Annotated in this window: 20 protein-coding genes; 9 read left to right on the top strand and 11 right to left on the bottom strand. The window is 41.2% G+C overall.

Annotated elements, in window-relative coordinates; genetic code table 11:
• Positions 1-162: 162 nt before the first annotated feature.
• The 3 genes from H6G05_RS05545 to H6G05_RS05535 form a co-directional block, all read right to left on the bottom strand.
• A complete protein-coding gene (locus H6G05_RS05545; RefSeq protein WP_190577028.1) occupies positions 163-804 on the bottom strand; it encodes a ParA family protein in 642 nt (213 codons plus the stop codon).
• A 210-nt stretch (positions 805-1,014) separates the two neighbouring features.
• Positions 1,015-1,497 (bottom strand): signal peptidase II, encoded by a 483-nt coding sequence (lspA, locus tag H6G05_RS05540; RefSeq protein ID WP_190577026.1) that lies wholly within the window; start codon positions 1,495-1,497, stop codon positions 1,015-1,017.
• Positions 1,498-1,558: 61 nt separating this feature from the next.
• Complete coding sequence (locus H6G05_RS05535; RefSeq protein ID WP_094532635.1) at positions 1,559-1,732, bottom strand: hypothetical protein; 174 nt, start codon at positions 1,730-1,732, stop codon at positions 1,559-1,561.
• Between the two features lie 545 nt (positions 1,733-2,277).
• Between H6G05_RS05535 and rpaB the strand changes: the two genes are divergently transcribed.
• Positions 2,278-3,015: a response regulator transcription factor RpaB gene (gene rpaB / locus H6G05_RS05530; protein WP_094532609.1), complete on the top strand. Its 738-nt coding sequence runs from the start codon at positions 2,278-2,280 to the stop codon at positions 3,013-3,015.
• A 36-nt stretch (positions 3,016-3,051) separates the two neighbouring features.
• Here rpaB and H6G05_RS05525 read toward each other — a convergent pair whose 3' ends face one another.
• Both H6G05_RS05525 and H6G05_RS05520 read right to left on the bottom strand, forming a co-directional pair.
• Entirely contained in the window at positions 3,052-4,158 is a 1,107-nt protein-coding gene (locus tag H6G05_RS05525; protein ID WP_190577024.1) for a glycosyltransferase family 4 protein, read from the bottom strand.
• A gap of 19 nt (positions 4,159-4,177) precedes the next feature.
• Complete coding sequence (locus H6G05_RS05520; protein ID WP_190577022.1) at positions 4,178-5,119, bottom strand: glycosyltransferase family 2 protein; 942 nt, start codon at positions 5,117-5,119, stop codon at positions 4,178-4,180.
• A 377-nt stretch (positions 5,120-5,496) separates the two neighbouring features.
• On the opposite strand from H6G05_RS05520, the gene H6G05_RS05515 reads away from it, so the two are divergent.
• On the top strand, positions 5,497-6,234 hold the full coding sequence (locus H6G05_RS05515; protein WP_190577020.1) for a glycosyltransferase family 2 protein: 738 nt from the start codon (positions 5,497-5,499) through the stop codon (positions 6,232-6,234).
• A gap of 175 nt (positions 6,235-6,409) precedes the next feature.
• On the opposite strand, the gene menA is transcribed toward H6G05_RS05515, so the two are convergent.
• The gene (gene menA / locus H6G05_RS05510; protein ID WP_190577018.1) at positions 6,410-7,324 is read right to left on the bottom strand and encodes a 2-carboxy-1,4-naphthoquinone phytyltransferase; all 915 of its coding nucleotides are present in this window, start codon (positions 7,322-7,324) and stop codon (positions 6,410-6,412) included.
• Positions 7,325-7,539: 215 nt separating this feature from the next.
• Between menA and pds the strand changes: the two genes are divergently transcribed.
• Together pds and H6G05_RS05500 are read left to right on the top strand one after the other, a co-directional pair.
• Complete coding sequence (pds, locus tag H6G05_RS05505; RefSeq protein ID WP_190577016.1) at positions 7,540-8,979, top strand: 15-cis-phytoene desaturase; 1,440 nt, start codon at positions 7,540-7,542, stop codon at positions 8,977-8,979.
• Positions 8,980-8,989: 10 nt separating this feature from the next.
• Positions 8,990-9,871 (top strand): phytoene synthase, encoded by an 882-nt coding sequence (locus H6G05_RS05500; protein WP_322096329.1) that lies wholly within the window; start codon positions 8,990-8,992, stop codon positions 9,869-9,871.
• Positions 9,872-10,098: 227 nt separating this feature from the next.
• On the opposite strand, the gene H6G05_RS05495 is transcribed toward H6G05_RS05500, so the two are convergent.
• From H6G05_RS05495 to H6G05_RS05485, 3 genes are all read right to left on the bottom strand, one after another.
• Positions 10,099-10,845 carry a fatty acid desaturase gene (locus H6G05_RS05495; protein ID WP_190577014.1) on the bottom strand — a complete coding sequence of 249 codons (747 nt, stop codon included), beginning with the start codon at positions 10,843-10,845 and terminating at the stop codon, positions 10,099-10,101.
• Between the two features lie 88 nt (positions 10,846-10,933).
• The gene (locus H6G05_RS05490; protein ID WP_190577012.1) at positions 10,934-11,893 is read right to left on the bottom strand and encodes an orange carotenoid protein N-terminal domain-containing protein; all 960 of its coding nucleotides are present in this window, start codon (positions 11,891-11,893) and stop codon (positions 10,934-10,936) included.
• A gap of 569 nt (positions 11,894-12,462) precedes the next feature.
• Positions 12,463-12,789: a hypothetical protein gene (locus H6G05_RS05485; RefSeq protein ID WP_190577011.1), complete on the bottom strand. Its 327-nt coding sequence runs from the start codon at positions 12,787-12,789 to the stop codon at positions 12,463-12,465.
• A 363-nt stretch (positions 12,790-13,152) separates the two neighbouring features.
• Here H6G05_RS05485 and H6G05_RS05480 point away from each other — a divergent pair, with 363 nt between their 5' ends.
• Together H6G05_RS05480 and H6G05_RS05475 are read left to right on the top strand one after the other, a co-directional pair.
• On the top strand, positions 13,153-13,785 hold the full coding sequence (locus H6G05_RS05480; protein WP_094532588.1) for a DUF3318 domain-containing protein: 633 nt from the start codon (positions 13,153-13,155) through the stop codon (positions 13,783-13,785).
• A gap of 374 nt (positions 13,786-14,159) precedes the next feature.
• Positions 14,160-14,738 (top strand): Uma2 family endonuclease, encoded by a 579-nt coding sequence (locus H6G05_RS05475; RefSeq protein WP_190577010.1) that lies wholly within the window; start codon positions 14,160-14,162, stop codon positions 14,736-14,738.
• 82 nt (positions 14,739-14,820) lie between these two features.
• Here H6G05_RS05475 and H6G05_RS05470 read toward each other — a convergent pair whose 3' ends face one another.
• Positions 14,821-19,260, bottom strand: a complete 4,440-nt coding sequence (locus tag H6G05_RS05470) for a hypothetical protein (RefSeq protein WP_190577009.1) — start codon at positions 19,258-19,260, stop codon at positions 14,821-14,823.
• A 523-nt stretch (positions 19,261-19,783) separates the two neighbouring features.
• On the opposite strand from H6G05_RS05470, the gene H6G05_RS05465 reads away from it, so the two are divergent.
• Both H6G05_RS05465 and H6G05_RS05460 read left to right on the top strand, forming a co-directional pair.
• Positions 19,784-20,911, top strand: coding sequence for an aldo/keto reductase (locus H6G05_RS05465; protein WP_190577007.1), 1,128 nt, complete (start codon positions 19,784-19,786; stop codon positions 20,909-20,911).
• A 240-nt stretch (positions 20,912-21,151) separates the two neighbouring features.
• On the top strand, positions 21,152-21,643 hold the full coding sequence (locus H6G05_RS05460) for a YajQ family cyclic di-GMP-binding protein (RefSeq protein ID WP_190577005.1): 492 nt from the start codon (positions 21,152-21,154) through the stop codon (positions 21,641-21,643).
• 131 nt (positions 21,644-21,774) lie between these two features.
• Here H6G05_RS05460 and H6G05_RS05455 read toward each other — a convergent pair whose 3' ends face one another.
• Positions 21,775-22,257 (bottom strand): DUF4079 domain-containing protein, encoded by a 483-nt coding sequence (locus H6G05_RS05455; RefSeq protein WP_190577003.1) that lies wholly within the window; start codon positions 22,255-22,257, stop codon positions 21,775-21,777.
• Between the two features lie 596 nt (positions 22,258-22,853).
• Here H6G05_RS05455 and H6G05_RS05450 point away from each other — a divergent pair.
• Positions 22,854-23,816: a hypothetical protein gene (locus H6G05_RS05450; RefSeq protein WP_190577002.1), complete on the top strand. Its 963-nt coding sequence runs from the start codon at positions 22,854-22,856 to the stop codon at positions 23,814-23,816.
• Positions 23,817-23,851 lie beyond the last annotated feature (35 nt).

The raw sequence follows: 23,851 nt of genomic DNA, 5'->3' as shown, positions 1-23,851 counted from the left end.
TTTTTCGTCGTGGTTTTGATTTCCTGCGTCACTTCATCTTTGACCTTCATCTCAATTCCGAGGCTTTCTTCAACTCCATTAAATTTTTGTCCTGTACTTAGAGTTGACATAGTTTTTTATTTTTTATTTAATTCTTTGATGCATAGTAACTAACACCTCATATCACTTTAAAATGTCCCGACGCAGCTCATCAACTACACGTCGATAGTCTGCTTCCGCTTCTCTAGCATTTTTGCCTTTCCATTCTGTAACCAATTTCCCTTCTAAAGCAGCGCGTTCATGGGCTTTGTAAGCTCTCACAAATGCATGAAAAACAGGTACTCCCACCTCTAGTAGAGTATTTTGAGCTTCAAGCGCTTCGTTCAGACATCGCGGATCAACACGGGTGAGGAGAACTCGATGGGGAACTTGAGCAGGTCGCACTGTACTTTTAACAGTATCAATTAGAGCTGTTAAATCCATCGGAGCAGGTGGACTTGGCAAAACCAAATAATCAGCGATCGCGACAACCGTGGCAAGTGCGTGGGAATGTAGCGCAGGTGGTGTATCTACCAATACTAGATCGTAACTGCTGAGTTTCGGTAGTTTTTTTAAATGAGTCGGATCAATTTCTTTGGCAATATCAAAACCCATGTCCTTGTTGCTACGTCCTACCCACCAAGACAAGCTTCCTTGGATGTCAGCATCCACGACTAATACTTTTGTGTCCTGAGCCAAGATACCTGCTAAGGCGATCGCTGTTGTTGTTTTACCCACCCCCCCTTTGCCATTAGTAACGACTACAATTTTTGGGGAATTTGCCATACTCTTAAGCCTCTCAAATAACTTCTAACTAGCAATATAGCGCTTCACGCTCTAATCCAAGAAAACAAAACGGCGTAGCCGTTTTGTTTTCTTGGATTAGGTTTAGTTTTTAATTTACAAAAGTGTGACGACACTTTTGTAAATTAAAAACTAAAATATGAGCCGATGAAAAGCAGCCTGTGGCTGCTTTTCATCGGCTCATATTTTTATCTAGTTTTTTGACTTGGATGGTTTGGTTACAAATAAAACCGCGATCGCTAGACAAGCCAAGCCAACATTAATAGAGATATCGGCAATATTAAAAATCGCAAAGCGAATAATCCGTATATCAATAAAGTCAACTACATAGCCAGCCACAAAGCGATCAATTCCATTACCTGCGGCTCCCGCCAAAATGCAACCATAGCCAACCTGCTCCCAGCGATTTAAGTTTTTACCAAAAATCCCAAAGGCTACTAGCCCCAAACTCACAATCATCGATACCCATTTGAGCCAATCAATCTGACCACTAAACAAGCTAAAAGCCGCACCTGTGTTGGTCGCGTAGGTAAAATGAAATACCCCATTAATCAAGGGAACTGATTTTAGGGGTTTGAGATATTGCACAACTAAATATTTGGAGGCTTGATCGAGAACTAATCCCAAAATTGCCGCAATCCAGTACAGAGAGTTCTCGATTTTGCCAGATGCCATAACTAAAAAAAAATTAAAAAAACTAGAAGCGGAAATAAGGGCGCAAAGCGCCCTTATTTCATTAGCCTATATCAATTAGACCTAGCCATGCTAACAAACCTTTACCAGTGAAAAGCTCGATCGCAACGGCAATGATAAAACCAACCATAGCGGCTCTACCATTTAACCTTTCTGCATAGGTGTTAAATCCCATTTTGGGATCAGTAGCTTGTGGTACTTGAGTTGGTTCAGTCATAATCGCAAAATCCTCATTGTGCATAAAACTTCACACAATTTTATCGCAATCACTCACATAAAATCTCTAAAGAAGCGACATCCAGCAATTCTCATTATATAGCTGTCGCCATTCTTGTTAGGACATAAAACCCAAATAGTGTGAGGCGGCGCGAAGCGCCGCCTCACACTATTTGGGTTTTGATTTGTCCTGATACAGGTGGCTATAGCTATAAGTAGCTAGGCATAATTAGTTACAAAGCAAAACCCGTAAAGTTGCGCCCTTCGGTGGCGCAACTTTACGGGTTTTGGTAATTTATTTCACACAGGTACTTAAAAAACTGATTTTGGTATTTCCAGCGCCGAAGGCGCTGGAAATACCAAAATCAGTTTCATAGTCAAAATTGCTGAGCGACACCACAAAGCATAGATTAAGTTTATTCTGAAACTTTAAGTTTTGTTTTCGGATTGTAACGACCGATTTCTTGTAAACTTAGTTAAATAAATATGTAAAATTATAAAATTTTACTGAATTGCAGCTAGCAACATAGTGGAGTGTAAACTGGCTTGGAAAACCATAAGGAAAAAATTCTAGTTGTAGACGACGAAGCTAGTATCCGTCGAATTCTGGAAACACGTCTGTCGATGATCGGTTACGAGGTCGTCACCGCCGCAGATGGCGAAGAAGCGATCGAAGTTTTTCATAAAGAAAACCCTGACTTGGTGGTTCTTGATGTAATGATGCCAAAGCTCGACGGCTACGGGGTATGTCAAGAGCTTCGCAAAGAATCGGATATCCCGATTATCATGCTGACCGCTTTAGGTGATGTTGCCGATCGCATTACTGGACTCGAATTAGGTGCAGATGATTACGTTGTTAAGCCTTTTTCACCAAAGGAATTAGAAGCGCGAATTCGTTCAGTGTTGCGGCGATTTGATCGCAATGGCACATCAGGCATCCCCAGTTCTGGCGTGATCCATATCAACACGATCAAGATTGATACTAACAAGCGTCAAGTCTATAAGTCCGATGAGCGTATCCGTTTGACGGGTATGGAGTTTAGTTTATTAGAGCTATTGGTCGGACGATCGGGTGAAGCTTTTTCGAGAGCAGAAATTTTGCAAGAGGTCTGGGGATATACACCAGAACGCCATGTGGATACTCGCGTTGTCGATGTCCATATTTCTCGTCTGAGAGCAAAACTCGAAGAAGATCCTAGCAACCCTGAATTAATCTTGACGGCTCGTGGGACAGGCTATCTATTCCAACGCATCATTGATGGCTCAGAAGCGAAACAAGCTTAAAGATTTTGATAAAAGCCTGCCACAGACAGGCTTTTATCAAAAAGATTTATGAAACTTAGCGATCGCTAAATCATAAATTTCTTGCAATCTTTGAGCATGAATAGCAAGCGTAAATTCCGAGTGAAATAAATTATTGCCAGCTATACCAATCTCACGTGCTTTATCAAAATCATGAGCCAAATCGGTGATTGCTGCGGCTAACGCTTGCCTATTATTTGGCTCCACTAAAATTCCTGTTTTCCCATCCTGAACATGTTCAGGGATACCGCCAACGTTACTAGCAATTACTGGGCGAAATCTTGCATAGGCTTCTAAAGTTACTAATCCCGCAGGCTCTGGCCAAACACTAGGAAAAATTACAGCAAAGCTTTGACGATAAAGCTCCTCTAGCTTCTCGCTTTGACACCATCCATGCCAAGTTAAGCGATCGCCAATATTCAAATCCTCTGCCAACTTCCGAACTTGAGGCATTGCCCACCCTTCACCTGCAATGTCAAGATGAATACAAGGATCTAAAAGAGGCATCGTTCTTAGTAACCAATCCAGCCCCTTCTCTGGCACTATCCTACCCACAAACAAGATGCGCTGTTGGTCATGGATGGATTCATTTAGGGGGATATGATTGCTTTGAGGTGCAGCAATGCCACATCTTAGCGTGACTGTCTGAGATTTAGGTAATCCATTTGCTATTAATTGTGATTGAACATAATCACTATTCGCAATCACAGTAATTCCCAAGTTTTTGATTGCTTCTAGCTCACTATAAGCTCTCTTAAAGCTACCAATAATTTCTTCGGGTCTACGACTACCACAACCATCAATCAACTTTCCCCAAGTGCAGCCAAGTACACTCATTTTCCGATCGCATACTTTTGCTTGTCCATATAGATACATAGAACCACTAGGACAGTAGAAGTTATGGTTATGCACAGTGTAAACAACAGGACATTTGTTGGTTATGGATTTAAGCATTTTGGCATCATGCACATGGAGTAATGTACATTGACTTTGATCAACATCATCCAAAGAGCTGATGAAATTTCGATCAAACATATCTGGTAGCGAAGTCAAAAGGCTATTTACATAGGACTCAATTCCACCCACAGAAGATATTCCTATTGTGCAATGTTGAACCTTATTCATTAAAAAAAACTCCTATAGACTAGATTAATTTCCCTATTGCTTGAGGTAAAAACAATTTAAGTAGTCTACGAACTCCCCCTAAGCTAATCCGACTGGTCAAGGGATGATATTTGCTGAAATAAATGTCTAAAGCTTCTTCCCGCCGACCTAAATTAGTCAGTTGCTTGATAGCGATCGGTGCGGAGCGATTGAGTTCGTAATCTTTAGCCCAAGCTATTTCTTTAGGCACATCAGTGTTGAGTATTTGGTAAAAAGACTGAGCCGCTGCATCATCATCTGAGCTTTTAGAAACTGAGGCTTCACTAAGTCGGTATTTTGCAGTGTATTTGTTCAGAAAAAAGAAGTTTGAATATTTCAAGCTAAGTCGAAAGCTAAAATCAAAATCGCAGGCTGTTCCTACTTCTTGATGGGATCGGTAGTTAATAGACTTAGCTGCGGAAGCAAGAACCATATAGCAATCACTTGGAAATTGATGTAATATCGCAGCCTCTAATGAAGAAGGCTGGATCCCTTCTTGCTTATCGGTACGAAAGAACATTTGATTAAGCCCAGTGCTAGCCTCCACATCAACATCACCATCCTCTGAAATTATGTATTGTTTGCCATATGCAGCTACTAAATCTGGATGAAGATTCCAACAACTATTTAAGTCTTCTAGTGCGTTTGGCAGTAACAAATCATCATCGTGCAATAGAACAAGTTTATCGCCTTTTGAATTCTCATATAGGAAGTTGATATTTTCTGCTTGTCCTAAGGAAGGAGAATGCCTTGTATAAAAGATCGGAATTTCACAACTTTTCTTAATATCTACAACGAGTTTTTCGGTTAAGTCATCATTAGAGTCATCACCAATTATGATTTCAATTGGTTGTAAAGTTTGAGCTAGTACTGAATCCAATGCTTCTTTAAGAAAATCTGGTCTCTTATATGTTGGGATACATACGGATATTGATGATGCCATGAGCTTTTGTCTGTGTAGAATAAAATTTATAGTCAGGAAAGATAAGCTTCTTGTAAATTTTAGTATTCTTGTGCTTTAATGATAATGCGCCTGTTTTTAATAATAAATTTATTTTTAGTGTTTCTTCGCTTCTTAATGCAACAATTTTACTTATGAGCATAGGCAAAAGTTTTTTAATGAAAAATAGATTTTCCAAACACTAGCATCGCGGATAATAGCTTAGAGACTAGCAAGCTAATAAAGTATAGCTAATTTCATTAAATCTCAGATTTCCAGATTCACTTTTTTGATACTTTATTAACCAATGAATCTCTTATGTATAATAATCGATAGATTTTTCAACTTAACTAATTACTCTAATTAACAATAATATAACTATGATTGTATTTATAGTACCTTTGAAAAGCGCTAAATACGCAAAATCTTGGGAATTAACTAGTACCCTTTTTGAAAGAACTTTGAGATCTATATGTGGGCAAACCTGCAATGATTTCCACATAGTTGTTGTCTGTAACGAAAAACCGAACATTAACTTCAATACGCAATTTGTAGAATATGTAGAAGTAGATTTGCCTATTCCTGTTGGAGAGTGGTTTATAGGACATAAGGATATGTCAAAAAAATTAACCATTGGATTGGAAAGAAGTAAACAGCTCAGTCCTTCCCATGTCATGGCAGTTGATGCGGATGACCTAATAAGTAATAAAATTGCAGAATTTGTAAAGAAAAACTCTGAACAAACTGGTTGGATCATCAACAGGGGATATATACACGAATTTCAAAACAAGTATTTATATTATCTGCGTAAGGACTTTGGACAATATTGTGGAAGCTCTGTAATTATTAAGCCAGATTTATTTAACTGTCTTTTTATAGAAGAGGATTTCTATGATCATAGATGTACAAGCTTACCTGCACATGAAATTGTTTTAAATAATATTCCTTTTTGTGGTGCGATTTATAGTAGAGCTAATGGAGAAAATAATCTTGCTGTTGCTCCTTTTTATAAAGATATAGTCCCTAAATCTAATCTCATTGCAAATCTAAAACATTTGACTCGTTTTAGATTGATTACCTCTCAAATCAGGAAAGAGTTTGGTTTCTATGAAATATAAAAATTATCCTTATTGATTAAGTAACTAATGTTACGTGGAACGCTGAGATTTGGGCTTGAAGACCAAGCAACTACTTTTACAAATATGTAGGAATTTGGTCTCCAAATCCTCTTTGAAGTCGACATAGAAACATTATGATGACATTTGTCATACGTAACATCAGTAAGTAACAAGATTACAAAATTAAGCTCACACTAAGACATGAACCAATGACAAAATGTAAGGCAACAGCGATAAAGCGATAGTTGAGTAAACGCTCGGCGCGTTCATGGTTTTCGCTAATAAATGTACAGAGTTTCCATGCTATCGGTAAGCTAATTAAGACGATCGCAGTCCAGATGGGGAAAAAATCAAGGACGATCGCGACGATCGCAATCCCATAGATCACAGCACAGATCCAAGGTAAAAGTTGTGCTGAGCGCTTAGTTCCTAGGCGCACAACAGGCGATCGCTTACCTGCGGCAAGATCATCGGCAACTTGATTGAAATGAGAACAGAACAAAATCAGGCTAGTAATAATTCCGACAATAATCGCTGCGGCGATCGAGCCAATTGACCAAGATTTAGTTTGACTATAATAAGCCGCCGAAACTCCTAAGGGACCAAAGGCAAAAAAGCATAAAACTTCACCCCACCCTTGATATCCCAACCGAAATGGGGGACCTTGGTAAATATAGCCGAGAAAACAGCAAAGGGCGATCGCACTAACCACCACAATATCTTGCTGTATCCAAGAAATTGCAAATACGCCACTAATGCCGAGGAGCAGACAAATATTGGCGATCGCAAAGATTAAATTCTTCTTGCCCGTGAGATTGACAACTGAATGCGCCTTATTGATATCAATACCTGTTTCCGCGTCAAATACATCATTGCAGAGATTTTCCCAGACTAAAATCAAAACTGCGGAAACCAGAAACATGAAAAAAATACTCCAGTTAATCGCCCCTGTATTGCGATAAGCGACAGCCGTACCCGTAGCGATCGGCACGATCGCCACACTATACATCGGGAACTTAATCGCCGCCATCCATAATTTGCGAGATGACTTACTAGAGATCTCAGGGGAATCAATGAGGCTTTTTACCATACTGGCTAAGATTGAAGTGCTGATCGCCATCTTAAAACAAAAATGCGATTATCCAATGATTCATACATATAAAACCCAGAAAGTAGGGTGGGGTGCTAAGCGCTCCACTCTACTTTCTGGGTTTTACTAACAAAATTTAGTGAATTATTAAGCTTTGCAAAGTAAGATGGAGATAATTAAACATAAAAAATTAAACGTATAGGTATTGAAAAAGTATGCGCGTTGCGATCGCTGGAGGAGGGTTAGCAGGATTATCCTGTGCCAAGTATTTGGTGGATTTAGGACATCAGCCGATTTTGCTAGAGCGCAGTAACGTTCTCGGCGGCTTGGTAGCAGCATGGAAAGATGCCGATGGCGACTGGATCGAAACAGGGCTACATAATTTTTTTGGCGCTTATCCAAATATGTTGCAACTGATGGGTGAGCTAAATATCCTCGATCGCCTGCAATGGAAACGCCATGCTTTAATTTTTAATCAACCTGAAAAGCCTGGGGTATTGTCATGGTTTGACGTACCTAATATCCCCGCTCCTTTCAATATCATTACCTCGATTCTTCGCAACAACGATATGCTCACTTGGAATCAAAAGATTCGGTTTGCGATCGGGCTAATTCCTGCGATTATTCGTGGTGATGACTATGTTGTGTCGATGGACAAATATACCTTTGAGGAATGGCTAGAGATGCGTGGCATCGGCAAGGACATCACCACTGACATTTTTATTGCCGTTTGCAAATCCCTCAAATTTATCGATCCCAATGTAATTTCGGCAACGATTCCCCTCCGCGCCCTCAATAAGTTTCTCCAACAAAAGGACGGCTCGAAAATTGCCTACCTCGATGGCGCACCTCCTGAGCGTCTCTGTCAGCCGATCGTTGATCATGTCGTGGCAAGAGGCGGCGAAGTCCATACAGGAGTTTCCCTCAAGGAAATTGTCACCGATCAAGATGGCAATATCGAAAAGTTGATCATCCAAAGCACAGATGGTTCACCCAGTCGTGAGGTTTACGCGGATGCATACGTTTCGGCGATGTCAGTGGATGCTTTTAAAAATTACATCCCCTCAACTTGGCAAGGCTTGCCCTATTTTAAACAGCTAGATCATCTAGAAGGTGTACCCGTAATTAGTGTGCAGATCTGGTTTGATCGCAAGCTTACGGATATTGATCACACCCTATTTTCGCGATCGCCCCTGCTCAGCGTATACTCCGATATGAGTAACTCCTGTAAGGAATATGCTGACCCTGATAAATCGATGCTAGAGCTAGTATTTGCCCCTGCTGCCGATTGGATTGATCGTCCCAATAGCGAAATCGTGGAAGCAACGCTGAATGAACTTGCGAAACTATTTCCGCAGCATCTCCCCAGTCCTGCAAAAGTCTTAAAGTCTCATGTCGTCAAGACTCCGAGATCAATTTATACCGCTACTCCAAACCGTGAGCAGTTCCGTCCTAGTCAAGCAACGCCGATCACTAATTTCTTTTTGTCAGGTAGCTATACAGCCCAGCCCTTTTTTGGCAGTATGGAAGGGGCGGTACTTTCTGGTAAGCTAACAGCACAGGAAATTCATAAAGCAAGTCAATCTTCTGGAAGTAAAGTCCTTGGTCGAACCTCTAACCAAAACCAGTCAAATCCATCTGTCGTCAGTGCCTAAGTCGATGGGAATGCGTCAGCCAGTCAGTCTGGAGGAAGCCTACGAGATTTGTCGTTGCATCACGGCAAAGTACGCCAAGACTTTTTATCTTGGTACGATGCTGATGTCTGAAGCAAAACGGCGAGCTACTTGGGCGATTTATGCTTGGTGTCGTCGTACTGATGAGCTTGTAGACGGTATGCAGGCAGAAAGCACCGATGCCGAAACGCTTTTTAACTGGGAAAAACAGTTAGAGGCGACGTTCCGTGGCGATCCTATCCATGCCTCAGATATTGCCTTAGCCGATACTGTCCAGAAGTACCCGATGCCAATTCAGCCTTTCAAAGATATGATTTCTGGAATGCGAATGGATTTAAAATACGATCGCTACCAAACCTTTGATGATCTGCATTTGTATTGCTACCGCGTTGCAGGCACTGTGGGCTTGATGTCGGCAGCAATTATGGGCTTTGAGACTAAAGATCCATCGGTAATCAGTACGGCAACTGAGGCGGCGATCGCCTTAGGTATTGCCATGCAGTTAACTAATATTTTGCGTGATATTGGTGAAGATGCTCAGCGAGGACGAATTTATTTGCCCCTTGAGGATCTGCATTATTTTGACTATACCGAAAAAGATTTATTAAGCGGTACGGTTGATGAGCGTTGGATTGAGTTGATGCGTTTTCAAATTCAGAGAGCACGACAGTTTTATCAACATGCTGAGGATGGTATTTCGGCATTATGTCGGGATGCTCGATGGCCAGTATGGTCTTCTCTAATTTTGTATCGCAATATTTTAAAAGCGATCGAACGAAATCACTACGAAGTTTTTAAGCAGCGTGCTTTTGTGCCTAATTCTAACAAAATGCTTACTGTACCTTGGGCATGGCTTAAGGCTCAAACTTCTTGAACTTCTTATAGTTTTTATTGAAAGTGCAGCAATTCTAATTATAAAAATCGGTTTCATAATGAGAATTGCTGTTGAAAGTGTTGATTTGCAACACTTTCAATAAATCTCTGGTATAGCAGTGAAAGCAATAGCTAGAACAAATCAAACTCTAAAAGATAAGGGTTGGCTCTTTGTGCCAACCCTTATCTTTTGACTAAAAACTAAGAAAGAGAGCAAAGCTCTCTTTCTTAGTTTTTATGAGCTTGAGGTAGTCGATACCAAGGGGTTTTAGGATATTGATGATGTTCCCAGTGGTAATGACCAAAGTTATAGCAGCTAAAAAATGACCATAGATTAGAGCCATAACTACTTTGTAAACGAGGAGAAAAATTAGGGTTGCCGTAAACTTGGTGGTGGGGGAGGTAAGTACCAAAAAAGAACAACTGCAAGGAACTCAAAATTAGGGGTAGCAGTCCAAAAAATATCAAATTTGACAATGGGGTATGGAAAATTGTTGTTGAGACAATAGCAATTAGGATCATATTTACTAAAAAAATGATCAGCGATCGCCTTGGGAAATATTCATAAATGAACTTGCAGTACCAAAGTACTGGGTTAGCTGCACTGCCATGAAAATCAGGATCGCTACTTTGAGAAGGAGAGCGATGGTGTTTAAAATGATTTTTAAAACAGAGGTCGTAGGATAAAAATCCATAGGTAATAACTGCAAATCGCCCTATCAGATGGTTGAGATTGCGATTATGGGCAACTAAATTGCCATGAATAGCATCATGGGCAAGAATAAATAATCCTGTATGCAAATAAGTCCGTACCAAAACCGCGCTAATCAACCAGAACCAAGAAGTATTTGAGATTGGAATTGTGAGTAGTTCAAATAGGCTGACAAACCATAGACCAATAATAAGTATGGCTATTAGTAATCCGCTCCAGTCATCCGCTACCAATACCTTTTGTTGTGAAATAAACATTTGCATATTACAGCGCTATGCACTTTTTTTTTACCCAAAGAAATTTTGAAAAAAGCCGCGCGATCGCGCGGCTTTTTTCAAAATGTAACTAAAACTAACGAGCGAAGTTCAGTAACTCTTTAGGAGATGCAAGCAAGTCGATCGCTACAAAGAAGATTTTGCTGTCAGGATCAAGCAGAAAACGCCAAGCAATATTCATGCCAACGCCAGATCCGAACCAAGGAGTTTGCACTTTACCAGTAATCTTGATTTGGGTATAACCACCATCTGCTGGCTCAGAAACACCTTTTTCTGGCACAAGCACAAGATTTTGACATTCTTCTTTAAAAAATCTCAGAACTGCATCTTTACCAACAATTGGTCTCTGGAAAGGAGGCTGTAAAGCACCATCTGGGAGAAATAGAGCAATTAGAGCATCAAAGTCATTGGCATTCATGTTATTCATGTAAGACAGAATTGTGGGGTTGTTTACACCTTCAATACTTACTTGAGTGCGCTTAGACATTTCTTGTGGAGCTACAACTGGCTCAGCAACGCGAGTATATTCACCCAATTTATTAGGGTCATAACCCATATCCACAACTGAATTACGGAGAATTGTGATTTGTTGTCCTGGCTCTAAACCTTTAAGAGTTTCCAAAACTGCTGAAGCATTCGCCGAGAGTTTGTAACCTTCGGGAATTGGTGCAACAATTCCTTCTTCCATCCACTGTCCCAGTTGATACCAGAAGCCTAGTTTAATGTTTTGAGACCAGATTGCATAAGTCCGACAAATAGGAGTGTCAGCACGATTTGCCAAGTCACACATAACCTGAGTTTGTTGCTGAAAACTCATTTTCTTGATTTCATTCAAGGTCAACTCAGCTAGTTGCATACTTGCAGCACCTGGAGCAGCGATCGTTACAGTCTTACCCATCTCAAGGTAAGTAAACCAAATCCAAGCGAGTTGATCTTCAGGACTAAGTTGATTAAACCGAGCTGTGGTAGCAGGTACAACATCAGCTGCTAATGTGCTAGGGAAAATGCTTCTGGCTGAGTTAATTGTGTATGTCATGGGTGTTTTTTGGGTTCAACTATGATGATTTGAGTTCGTACTTTCGTATACAGAAAAAGCTAGCTCTATACTTAAGAATATAAAATCTTAAGATTAAAATTAAAATCTAGTATAAAGATTCGAGAAAAGATGCTACAAGCTTTGTAAGCAAAAGGTTTCCGCTAGAATCGTTTAATTAGATGTAGCCTGAACAACAATGACTATGTATATCTATGATGTTTGAATTTCCTTTAGATATATATACTCATACAGTGTTTACACTTACAAAACCTCTAAGGGTAGATATTAAGTTTTGCTTTGTTAAACTAATCCGCTTAACAAATTATCTATTTAACAAAGTAAAACGGTTTAATAAACACGACGGTTACTAGACTGAGCAAAGTAATTATCATGTTTATTAAGGTGTTGTGATCAAATATACAAAGCAAATATGAAGAGACACCTTCACATTTTTAAATTTTGATTTATTCTAATAATTATGTCGGTAGACATAGATATCGCTCTTCTAAAAGATAGATTTTTATTAAAACTTAATAAAAATCTATCTTTTAGAAATTCTCTTTTATCGTTTACATACATGCAAGTGCTGCAATCTTGGCGATTTTATCGGTATTTAAACCTTCCAATTCACTCAGGTTCAACCAGCCATCCTTAACTAATCCTGCAAACACAAAAACTAGCATGGGCAAGTGATAGTCATATCGACCATCGACTTCATGACGCTTCACACTTAAAAAGTCGTGCAAACGCCACATGTCATCAATTTCAGCTAAATTGCTAGCTTTGTAACGGACTGAATCGATCAGAGAACTAATTTCTCGCTTATAGGCAATATCAAAAGCTTTTCTAGCTACTTCTTCTTCAGTTATTGTCCACTCAGAATTAATTAATTGCATTATGAAAATTTAAAGTGATAATATTTATTTATGTTAAGAATAATAACTATATATCAATACTACGCAATTATCCACTATATTTCTTTACTTTTCTTCAACTATCATTGCTATATCAATGAGGATTTTGCGAACTTTTTTATTGATGCGTTACGTTCCTCTAACACAACCTACGAATAATTAATCTTTCTTACTTAGTTACAATGTGGCATTTTTAGTAAGCTCACACAGAACTTATAAAGCCTATAATCTGAAGATAACTTTTTAGTTGTAATAATCTAATCAAAAGTGCAAGTAGTTAAAACTTATACTAAAATCTAGATTTAGCAATAAGTCCCTCAAAATTCTGAACTTTGACGAAGATTCATGCCATCTCCAACTTCTTCCTCCCTCCGAAATACCTTTGCTCGAACTGAAATCCGTCGTTTGCAAGACTTGCTACCCCCAGAGTTACAGGCTTGGGTAAAAGTACTTAACGCCGATGGTGTCCGTCCGCCACTAATTGCTTGTGAAGAAGCTGGTGGCGATGAGGTGGTAATTTTAGTCGATATGGTGCGCTGGGAACGGATGGCTGAGGATCAGCGCAATCTCCTGTATTGGCATGAGGTCGCACGTATTCAAAATGATGCAGTGCCAAAGGATGGCTGGGAAGTAGCGGCGCTAGCGATCGGCTTAGGTGGTGCAGTTGGAGAGCTTTGGGTTCAAAATGGGTTGCTATTTGTGCTTGCGCTCGGTATTTGTGGTGTGGCTGGGTTTCAGCTATGGCGCAAGGGGACTAGTAAGAAAGATATTCGTAATTTGATCGAGGCTGACCAAGGCGCTATTCGTCTGGCGGTGCGGAATGGTTATCCTTTGCCTGCGGCGTACAAGAGTTTGGGTAGTGCGCTGAAGATTATGCTCAGTGATGCGTCTAAGGGGCGATCGCGTACATTAATCGAAAAACGCCTTGATGCTCTCCGCAATGAAGCTAACAAAGCAAGACGCAATTACGAAAATTGATATATATAGTCCAATAGATGCTCATGCATTTGCACCCAAAGCCTTTAATGTTGCGAACTGCGCTTCAGTTAGATTTGCTACGCCATCAATAATCATGCCTTCGTAAGGACGGATTCATTGCCCCGTGGTGATATTCCAACATTTGAGCGTCTCATACCAACTGCCACTAATCAGCGTTCTGGCATCCTGACTTATCGCCAATGATGCGATCTCCTCATCATCATTAGCTTTCTCCTTTGGCTTGCGCTTCCGCAAAAATACCAGACTAGCCTTTCACCACATATTCAAGTGATTTCAAGCGATCGCTATATTTGCCATAATTGAAATGTGCGAATTACATATTGTGCTTTGCCCCAAAATTTAGGTGAAATACGATGACAGCCCAAATAGTGACACCAAGTTTTACCAGCAATATCCATAAATTTACAGTGCAGCAATATCACCTCATGCACGAAGCAGGTGTTTTTACGGTCGGTGATCGCTACGAGTTAATTAATGGAGAAATTAGAGAAATGTCCCCGATTGGCATCAAACACGCGGTTTGTGTGGCAAAAACAGCAAGATTGTTTCAAGTAAAATTGGGTGATCGGGCATTTATCTGGACGCAAAATCCCATTATCCTTAGAAATTATTCAGAGCCTCAACCAGATCTTGCCATACTCAAATGGCGCGATGATTTTTATGCTAGCGCTTTGCCAACACCAGAGGATATTTTGTTGATTATCGAAGTTGCCGACAGCACGATTGCCTATGACCGTGATGTGAAGATGCCTCTATATGCTGTCAATGGTATTCCTGAAATGTGGTTATTTGATGTAAATCAACAAATTATTGAAGGCTATACACAGCCTTCTTCATCGGGCTATAAGCGAATGCAGCGCTATGAACAGGGTGATACTTTAGCGATGAATACTTTCCCTGAATTTAATTTTAATTGGGAAGATTTATTGTAAAAACTTGATTTAAACACCTGATCTACCGTGAGGTTTAACTCAAGGAAAATTTGTAAGAATAGGCGATCTCTACTAAATTCACTTACTCCCAAGCTTCCAACTCGATCGCCACATTGCGAAACAATGCCAAAATGCGATCGCGTCTGACTTCAAAATTAGCAGCAACCAGAATGAATCCAATCCCTGCGATAATACCAAGCGCCCACATTAAGAAAGAATATTGAGTCACTAAAAGAACCGCTTGGGTGATTACCAACAAAATAAACGTGAACGTTCCCATAAAGAGATAGGCTCTGACCCGAAAAGCTAGTCCTGCCATGATAAAGGCAGCACTCAAGCCCCAAGTTGAGAGCGCAATCGTAGTATTAGAAAAGGAATAAAGAAAGGCAACTAGCCCCATGCCACCGCTTAAGAGAACTCGAAAGGCATGGCGGAGGGCTTTAGTATTAGGCGATCGCAGGTTGGGTTCGACTTGAGCAAAATATAGTCCAGAGAAGCCAATCGCCGCCACATGGATCATCGTATTGATATCGAAACTGGGCGATCCAATTAAAGAGACATAATGGAAAACTGCCCAATTCCATAGAAACACCGTGATGTAGGTAGCACGGATTTGGTCTTGAACTTTGGCATAGATGGCGTAGAAAACACCAACGATGATCAGGCAAGGTGTGGAGATCGCCTGTTGGGTCATAAATATAAAGATCAACGGCAATAGAAAAGCAGAGTTATGCCAAGGACGTTCTGCCCAGCCCCATTCTTCCCAATCTGGCAGATAGAGCATTGTTGTCACGATACAGGCGATCGCCGCCGCATAGGGCTGAATGAAGTTCGCAATCAACCAAGGATTAGGGAAGGCAAAGTAAATAAAATAGGCGATCGCGCCAATCGCGGTAGTTATCCCTGTATAAACCCAGAGATCTGATCCCCCTAAATCCCCCTTATAAAGGGGGACTTGATCTATTCCCCGCTTTATAAAGGAACCTGAATCTATTCCCCCCTTTACAAGGGGGGCTAGGGGGGATCTCTTCCCCTCGGCGATCGCATAGACTGTTAGCGCAGTTCCAATCCCTCCACCAAGTAAACCACCCGTAACCGATGGATTCAAGAAGCTTCCCCATAACAAAAAGATAGCGCTAGCAGCCCAATGTAAATGAGCTGAAATACCAATCTCTCGGATAGAAAGTCTTAAATATGGCGCAATCCCGTTGACAAAGAGTTTGTAGGCATAGGCGATCGCACAACCTAAGGTCGCGAGAATCACCAAGCCATCGCCAAGGCTACCACCTTGAGAACGGGACACCATTTGATAGAAAAGTAACTCATAGGCGGAAAAAGTCGCTACTACCATTGACAAATAGGTAAGTGCTTTGAACATAGGATTGGATTGAGAAGCTCTGCGCCCGATACCAATACCGATGAGGGATGTACTCAGCGAGAATAAACCTGTAAGACTGCTAAAGTTGCCGATTCTCAATAGCGAACCCATCACACCGTAAATCAAGGGAATGACATCCCAACTGCGAGGATATTCATTTTTACCTGAGCGTTGCATCCACCAATCTCCACCTAGTTGGGTGATAAAGCCCAAGGCAATATTGGCGATCGCTAGTTCAAGTGCCGAGCCATTAGTAACTGCGATCGCCCCTGAGGTTAGCAGTTCCACACTCCATGCAACTCCCCATTCTGCCCAAAAAGGAACTTTCGCTGTGGATTGCCAGATTCGATAAATCAGTCCTAGGGTGACCAAAATTGTACTAGGCAGCAGATTTATAAATAGTTGGTCATCACCATTGAAGCCAAAAACAAGAACAGCTAAATAGGTTTGTAAAATCAGAACTGCCGCCGAAATTAAAGCTGACCAAATATCAAAGGCTTGTGAATAGGATTGATTTAAGGATAAATTGAGATTAGGAACTTGGCGATCGCGGCGATATTTGAGCCAATGATTGAGAACATATAGCAAAATGGCACTGAAAACCATGCCATTAGTCCAGAAGATAAACTGGGCTGTTGAGCCATCATTAGATTTGAATTGCCACAGTAAAAAGGCGATAAATAATAGACCATAACCGACGGTATTAAAAGCGGTGAGGAGCGATTTGCTGCGGCGTGTATTCACTAGCATCAGGGCAAAGGCAACACCTAAACCAATCAAACGCGAGCCATCACCTTGCCATGTTAAGAACTGGGCGATCGCGAGTCCTGCAATGCTCAATCTGATTGCCAAATCGCGATCGGCAAATTCGCGCCAAGTTCCTAAAAAGGTTAAAGACAAAGGTACGCTTAACCAAGCCACACCCCAAGAACTGGTTAAAAATAGTAATTCTCTGTTATCACCTTGTCCTGAAAATGGAGCATTCCAGAGCAAGATATAGCTAAGGGCGGCTAAACTTGCGCCAATATGCCATGCGCTATCGCGCCATGCTTGTAGATGGAGATTGCCCTTAGACAATCTCTCAGTGGGTAGAATGCCCTCACCCCCAGCCCCTCTCCCAGAGGAAGAGGGGGGCAAGATGTTTTCAGGAGATTCACTTGCAGAGTGAATCTGGACTTGATTTCTTTCTCCCTTCGCCACTTGGGAGAGGGGCTGGGCGTGAGGGCTAAACTTTCCAATCACTAAAACTGCACTCCATTCAATCACCATTGTGACCAGTAGAAAGCCAACCCATGCAAATATCTCAGTGGAACGAGTGAAGAAGAAAATCCCTGAGATAATTGCACTGAGACTAACGATATGGGCGAAATAAACTAGACTATGCAGATCTTTACTAACAGGCGATCGCCTTGCTTGGACTATTAAGAGCGTGACGGCTGAAAGCGATAGGTTGACAAATATCGGTAGCGGATAACCAAAACTCAGAATAGTCAGCAACACACCAAATCCGAGAGCAAGTAATTCCGCAGTATTGGCTAGATGCAACTTTTGGCGATCGCGATAAATTGCGGCGACAATCAAAGTCATAATCAGATAGGGAAATAGGCAAATGCCAATCAAATTAATTTCAGATTGAGTTTGGAAGAATGCTATTAATTGTTGTACGGAAGTTTCTTTCCAAGCAGCAGGAATTAGCCTTTGACCTAACCAAAGAGTTTGCAAGCCCCACAAAAATAAATAGGTTAAATCAATGGTTTGCTCTAGTTTGATCAGGCGATCGCTGAGTATCCATGCAATTAATAAACTAATCGTCAAGGTTTGCCAAGGATATTGATCCCAAACTGACACTAGCCAACCTAAACCTAGCAAAACTTTGCCTAAATTCGCCTGAAATGACAGATTGGATGGATTTGAGGTAGTTAAATTTGAGGCTTCAGAAGGCGATCGCAACTTTTCTGCTTTGTTCGTAATTTGCACTAGAACCCAGCCACAAACCCCAAAAGCTAAACCTAATTTAAAAACAGAAACATTCCCAAATAAAAGCGCCCGACTAATCAACAAGACTGTACTATAAGCACCCGTAATCAGCGCAAGGGGAAATGTCGAACTGTCGGCAGTATTTAAGCTTTGACGACGATTTAGAAAAGTTGAAATTGCAATCCCACTGATGCCCAAATAGACAGCAATTAATGGATAGTATGGGGATAGAAACCAACCCAGATGTAGCCAACCCAGTAACAAAATCACTAAAACTGAGATTTGGCTAAGTTGTCTTTTGGTGCTTTTTTTCTTTTGATTAGTGGATGCGTCCTCAGATAAAGCTTGAGTTTCGCGAAATGTAAAGGATGTTTGTAATAGAAAAACGGCGATCGCTGAAAGTAAACAACCTGCGATCACACTAATTCCCATTCCCACAGGATTTTTGAGTAACCCTAAACCATCCATCGCCCAGAAATTAGCGGGGACTAGGAGCAATGTCACTAATTGCAAAGCGCGAGTGGTCATTCGCAGACGTTCATTCTTGCTCGTCCAGAAACTCACACCAAAAAATCCCAGCGTATAAGCCAACAACAACAAATACTGGATTTGGGGCGAAAAATTATCCCATTGACTAGCCGCTAGTAATCCCGATGAAACCACCACCAAAAACACGCCCAAAAATAGCAACCACATGGTGCTGAATTCTGATAGTAGCGATCGCACCGTTTGCGCGACTTTACTAGGTTCTTGAGGTGCTTTGGGTTTTATCGGTATCTGCTCAATAGGCGATCGCGGTAATCGCGAACCCGAAATATTGGCAGGTTGGCGCTTTGGTTCCGCAATTGGTAAATCTCTACTAGCGATCGTTTTGTTTGTAACATTTGCCTTAATGTCGCAAACAAAGCGAGTCTCACAAATTAGTTTTACTGATTTCTCTTTGATTAATCCTAACTCTAACCAAAGATCTAGCCCTTGAAGAATCAAATCATTTTGAATCGCCACAACCGTTAAACGATTTGCCGAACTGCGACTATTGCGCCATTTAAAATCCACTTCAGATATCAGATCCCATTCAAACCAAGCATCCAATCCATCAAGGACAACGCTATAGGGAACTGCTATCTCAAGATCAAGGCGCAAATACTGCTGTGGTGAGGCAGTCATGGGCGATCGCTCCAAGTCAAAATTCAGGAATCGCCTTAATTATATAGCTGTCGTCATTCTTGTTAAGACATAAAACCCAAATAGTGTGAGGCGGCGCTTCGCGCCGCCTCACACTATTTGGGTTTTGATTTGTCCTGATACAGGTGGCTATAGCTATATATAGTAATTCTGAATCATTTGTAAAAAAGGTAAGAAGGGGCTTAAAGCCCCTTCTTATAAGCTTCAGCTTCTCAGGACTCATTTACAGCAATTTCCGAGCAAACGAACCACAATAATTTTTTGAAAGTGTTGCAAAGCAACACTTTCAAAAAATTATTGTGGTTCAACAATTCTCATTATAAAAATCGGTTTTTTAAAAGCCCGCCGTTGGCGGGCTTTCAAAAAACCGATTTTGGTGTTTCCAGCGCCGAAGGCGCTGGAAACACCAAAATCGGTTTCGTAATGAGAATTGCTAATTGAAATTACTCCTTGCCATTGCCTTCTTAACTATGTACTAAAATAAATCATATTTATTAGATCAACTATGCGCTACCGTCGTTTTGGCAAAACTGAGATGCTCCTGTCAGTCTTTTCATTGGGAGCAATGCGCTACATGGAATCAGCGGACAATGCCCACAAAACGATCGCCAGAGCATTAGAAGTTGGCATCAATCATATTGAAACAGCTCAAGGCTATGGCAAGAGCGAAGAATTTATCGGCAAAGCGATGCGAAATGGACTTAGCCAACAACGCGATCGCTTTTATCTAACTACCAAAATATCGCCAACTAAAGATGCAGACTCCATGCGTCGCCAAATCGAGCAGTCCCTCAAAAAGATGAATGTGGACTATGTTGATAACTTCGACATACATGGCATTAACTTACAAGAACATCTCGACTTAGTAACCAACCCTCATGGCTGTATGAAAGCAGTCAGAGAAGCTGTTGATCAAAAGATGATTGGTCATGTAGGCTTCTCTACCCATGCGCCCCTTAACGTAATTCTCGATACGATCAACACCGATTTGTTCGAGTCAATTAATCTACATTATTACTACTTCAATCAACGCAATGCCCCTGCGGTACAACTAGCCCATGAAAAAGACATGGGCGTATTTATCATCTCGCCATCGGATAAAGGTGGAATGCTATATGCTCCCTCCGAAGAATTAGCAGGTGTGAGCTATCCCTTCACGGCTCTATATATGTGCGATCGCTTTCTGCTAAGTGATCCCCGTGTACATACCCTTAGCCTTGGTGCAGCTAATCCTGCCGAAATCGACTCGCATCAAGACGCATGGGATAATGATCAGCCAATGTCCGAATTAGAACAAGCTGTTCTTGATTGCATCAATCGTCGCTATACCATCCTCGAAGGCGATCGCTGTTCTCAATGTTATGAATGCTTACCTTGCCCTGAAGAAATCAATATTCCTGAAGTGCTGAGGCTCAGGAATTTAGCAGTCAGTTTTGATATGGTGGAATTTGGCAAATATCGCTACAAAATGTTTGAAAATGCAGGACATTGGTTCCCAGGTCGTAAAGCAATTCGTTGTACGGACTGTGGTGATTGCTTGCCCCGATGTCCAGAGCAATTAGATATTCCCAAGCTTTTGCGTGATACCCATGATCGCTTGCAAGGAGAAGAAGGCAAACGGCTTTGGGAATAACCTGTGGCGCACGCACAGTGTGCGCCACAGGTTTTTGGGGTTTAATTATGCCCAGCTACTCATAGCTGTAGTCAGTCTTGTTAGGACATAAAACCCAAATAGTGTGAAGTGGCGCTTCGCGCCACTTCACACTATTTGGGTTTTGATTTGTCCTGATACAGATGGCTATAGCTATATTAGTTTTTTGGTAGGATGAGATACATTCTGCATTTAGAAACAAATAAAATCTAAAATAAATCTATGGCTTCCAGTTATTCTTTCGATGTGGTTAGCGATTTTGATCATCAAGAACTTGTCAATGCGATCGATCAAACTCGTCGTGAAATTGTTAGTCGCTATGACTTAAAAAGCACTAAGACAGAAGTTGAACTTGAGAAAGAATCAATAACCATTAACACAAATAGTGAAATGACGCTTACCTCTGTGATTGATGTGATGCAATCTAAGGCGATTAAGCGTGGTTTGTCTCTAAAAATCTTTGACTACGGCGAAGTGGAATCTGCTAGCGGTAATCGCGTAGTTCAAAAGATTAAGCTGAAGCGCGGAATTGAGCAAGAGCAAGCCAAGAAACTCTCGAAAACCATCCGTGATAATTTTCCTAAAGCTCAGGCTTCCATTCAAGGTGATGCCTTGCGAGTTACTTCCAAATCAAAAGATGAACTTCAAGAAATCATCCAACTTGTAAAGACAGAAGACTTTCCCCTCGCTCTACAATTTACAAACTATCGTTAATCAATAGAACTTACGCAAAAATGCCTTGAAACTCGCATTTTATAGTAGGGGCAATTCATGAATTGCCCCTACGTTGGGTTATTTTGCGTAAGTCCTATCAAATAAAAAAGGGCGCTTCGCGCCCTTTTTTATTAGGAAACTTTGAACATTTTTTCTAAAATTCTCTGCACGATTTGCCAACCTGTGAAAGTTTGCCAAGCAAAAACACCTATCAAAGCCGTATTTACAGTGATATGTGTAACTCGCGCCCATTCTTTGCCCTGTTGCAATAATGGTGCAAGCGCCGCCGACAATGCAGCTAAAAATGCTAAACCCAAACCTGCTAGCAGATGTCCACCCACAAATAGTTTGCCACTATCGTTGTAAGTGACAGCCATACCGCCGACAGCACCTGCTACCATTAACACCAAAAAAGCTGATCCAAGTTTGTGATGCAGGATATTGTAACGTTTGGATATTAAGGCTTTTTTCTCTTCCCCTTCAGTGCTGCGAATCCTGCGATATTGCCAGCCAACATATCCTGCATAAAGTGCCAAAAATAGAGTTAAGAGCATCAGAAGTGGGTGAGCAAAGGTCACCACAGTTTTAAATGGTTCTGGAATTGCGACAATCATAGTTCTTAGTTGAAGTTAGCAGTTGTGAAGACGCTGTATCAAATCTTATCTTATGTTAATATTCGCTCCAAGAGACGTTAGTGCTGAGCAATAAAAAACTATTTGGGGTTGAACTAATACCAATGCACTAAAGCTCCTCACTCAAGTGCTTGCTATAGCAGCCGTCGATTGTGTTAGGACAAAAGCAAAACTTGCTTTGCTATATTTGTGATGAAAGTAAAATCCTACTAGCCTAAATCTTTAATTAGATTATTATGAAATGTATCTATAGTCAATAACGAAATAACTACAAATATACGCCTAGCAAACATACAAGAATTTTTTGAAAGCTAGCCAAGAATGGCAACCACAGGGGGGATTATCCAAAAATCCAAAGGTTTCCTTAGGGGCTGTGCCATAGGGCAAGCAGCAAACCTATGCCATTATAGGGATTCCTTCCAAGTAACATCAGTTTTAAAAAACTCTTGTGCGGATTTGAGGACAAAGCGCTGTAATTTTCCTATTGTGGATTTTGAGTTTGAGATTAGCTTTATACAAACTTAGATAGCGATCGCTGTTACCATCAATGATAATTTCTGGAAAGGAGCAAGCATCCGATGTCCGTAGTCAATCAGCAAGAAGTTTTGGCAAGCTTTAAAGTTTTGGTAAGCATGGCAAAAGCCGACGGCAAACTGCTCGAAGAAGAGTTTGCCAGTCTTGCCGATACTTTTGAAGAAATTCATCTGCCCGAAGGTGTTACCGTCGATCGCCTCTTGAATGAAGAAGATGCGCCAATTGATGAATTACTGACCCAAATTACCAGCGAAATCGCACAGGAGATGGTTTATCAGTCAGCCTATGCGATGGCAAATATTGATGGTGAATGTAGTTCGGAAGAAAAAGAACTACTAGATAAAATTGGTAAAACTTTTACTAGTTCTAAGCTTTGGGGCAAACAAGAGTGGCTAGAGACCCTAGAGCGTCGCTCTACCAAATCTTCAATTTCGGAGCAGGTACGTCAAATCGACGATCCTGATAAGCGTGCGGCTGAGGTCGAGAATGCTACTACCGATGCCTGTTTTTTAAATGCTGTTTTAGGTGCATTCCCGATCCCAGGGATTGCGATCGCCTTTGATATGTTGATCTACTGGAATCAACTTGATCTCGCCCAAGCGATCGGGCAAAGCTGGGGCTATGACCGCAACCGTGATGATTTCCGCAAAGCTATCTTTGGCAGCTTGGGGATCACTGGCACTAGAATCGCTGTGAGTAACCTAGCTAAGCTAGTTCCTGTGTTCGGCATGGTCGTTGGCGCAACTACAGCCTATGCCAGTACATGGGCGTTGGGTAAGGTTGCCAATGAATACTTTGCTTCGGGTGGTGAGATGGATGCTTTTAGCATTCGTCAAGCCTTTAAAAAAGCGAAGAAAGAGGGTGAAGCGATCTACAAAACTAAAGCTGAAGAAATTGCCGCTAAGAAAAAAGCGATCGAGCCTCAAGTACATTTGCTCAATGAGGAACTAAAAGCAGGAAGTATCACACCTGAAGAATATCAAGAGAAGCTGAAAGAGCTTCTCTAAATCTAAAAAGAAGGGGCGCTATGCGCCCCTTCTTT

It is taken from the genome of Phormidium tenue FACHB-1050, assembly GCF_014696925.1.
Lineage (GTDB): Bacteria > Cyanobacteriota > Cyanobacteriia > Pseudanabaenales > Pseudanabaenaceae > Pseudanabaena.
Note: the sequence above shows the minus strand (reverse complement) of the source record. Positions and strands in the feature narration are given on the sequence as shown.

Bases quoted from the DNA above. Each gene is read 5' to 3' on its own strand.
- H6G05_RS05545 (WP_190577028.1), bottom strand. From the start codon at position 804: ATGGCAAATTCCCCAAAAATTGTAGTCGTTACTAATGGCAAAGGGGGG.
- lspA (WP_190577026.1), bottom strand. From the start codon at position 1,497: ATGGCATCTGGCAAAATCGAGAACTCTCTGTACTGGATTGCGGCAATT.
- H6G05_RS05535 (WP_094532635.1), bottom strand. From the start codon at position 1,732: ATGACTGAACCAACTCAAGTACCACAAGCTACTGATCCCAAAATGGGA.
- H6G05_RS05525 (WP_190577024.1), bottom strand. From the start codon at position 4,158: ATGAATAAGGTTCAACATTGCACAATAGGAATATCTTCTGTGGGTGGA.
- H6G05_RS05520 (WP_190577022.1), bottom strand. From the start codon at position 5,119: ATGGCATCATCAATATCCGTATGTATCCCAACATATAAGAGACCAGAT.
- H6G05_RS05515 (WP_190577020.1), top strand. From the start codon at position 5,497: ATGATTGTATTTATAGTACCTTTGAAAAGCGCTAAATACGCAAAATCT.
- menA (WP_190577018.1), bottom strand. From the start codon at position 7,324: ATGGTAAAAAGCCTCATTGATTCCCCTGAGATCTCTAGTAAGTCATCT.
- pds (WP_190577016.1), top strand. From the start codon at position 7,540: ATGCGCGTTGCGATCGCTGGAGGAGGGTTAGCAGGATTATCCTGTGCC.
- H6G05_RS05500 (WP_322096329.1), top strand. From the start codon at position 8,990: ATGCGTCAGCCAGTCAGTCTGGAGGAAGCCTACGAGATTTGTCGTTGC.
- H6G05_RS05495 (WP_190577014.1), bottom strand. From the start codon at position 10,845: ATGCAAATGTTTATTTCACAACAAAAGGTATTGGTAGCGGATGACTGG.
- H6G05_RS05490 (WP_190577012.1), bottom strand. From the start codon at position 11,893: ATGACATACACAATTAACTCAGCCAGAAGCATTTTCCCTAGCACATTA.
- H6G05_RS05485 (WP_190577011.1), bottom strand. From the start codon at position 12,789: ATGCAATTAATTAATTCTGAGTGGACAATAACTGAAGAAGAAGTAGCT.
- H6G05_RS05480 (WP_094532588.1), top strand. From the start codon at position 13,153: ATGCCATCTCCAACTTCTTCCTCCCTCCGAAATACCTTTGCTCGAACT.
- H6G05_RS05475 (WP_190577010.1), top strand. From the start codon at position 14,160: ATGACAGCCCAAATAGTGACACCAAGTTTTACCAGCAATATCCATAAA.
- H6G05_RS05470 (WP_190577009.1), bottom strand. From the start codon at position 19,260: ATGACTGCCTCACCACAGCAGTATTTGCGCCTTGATCTTGAGATAGCA.
- H6G05_RS05465 (WP_190577007.1), top strand. From the start codon at position 19,784: ATGCGCTACCGTCGTTTTGGCAAAACTGAGATGCTCCTGTCAGTCTTT.
- H6G05_RS05460 (WP_190577005.1), top strand. From the start codon at position 21,152: ATGGCTTCCAGTTATTCTTTCGATGTGGTTAGCGATTTTGATCATCAA.
- H6G05_RS05455 (WP_190577003.1), bottom strand. From the start codon at position 22,257: ATGATTGTCGCAATTCCAGAACCATTTAAAACTGTGGTGACCTTTGCT.
- H6G05_RS05450 (WP_190577002.1), top strand. From the start codon at position 22,854: ATGTCCGTAGTCAATCAGCAAGAAGTTTTGGCAAGCTTTAAAGTTTTG.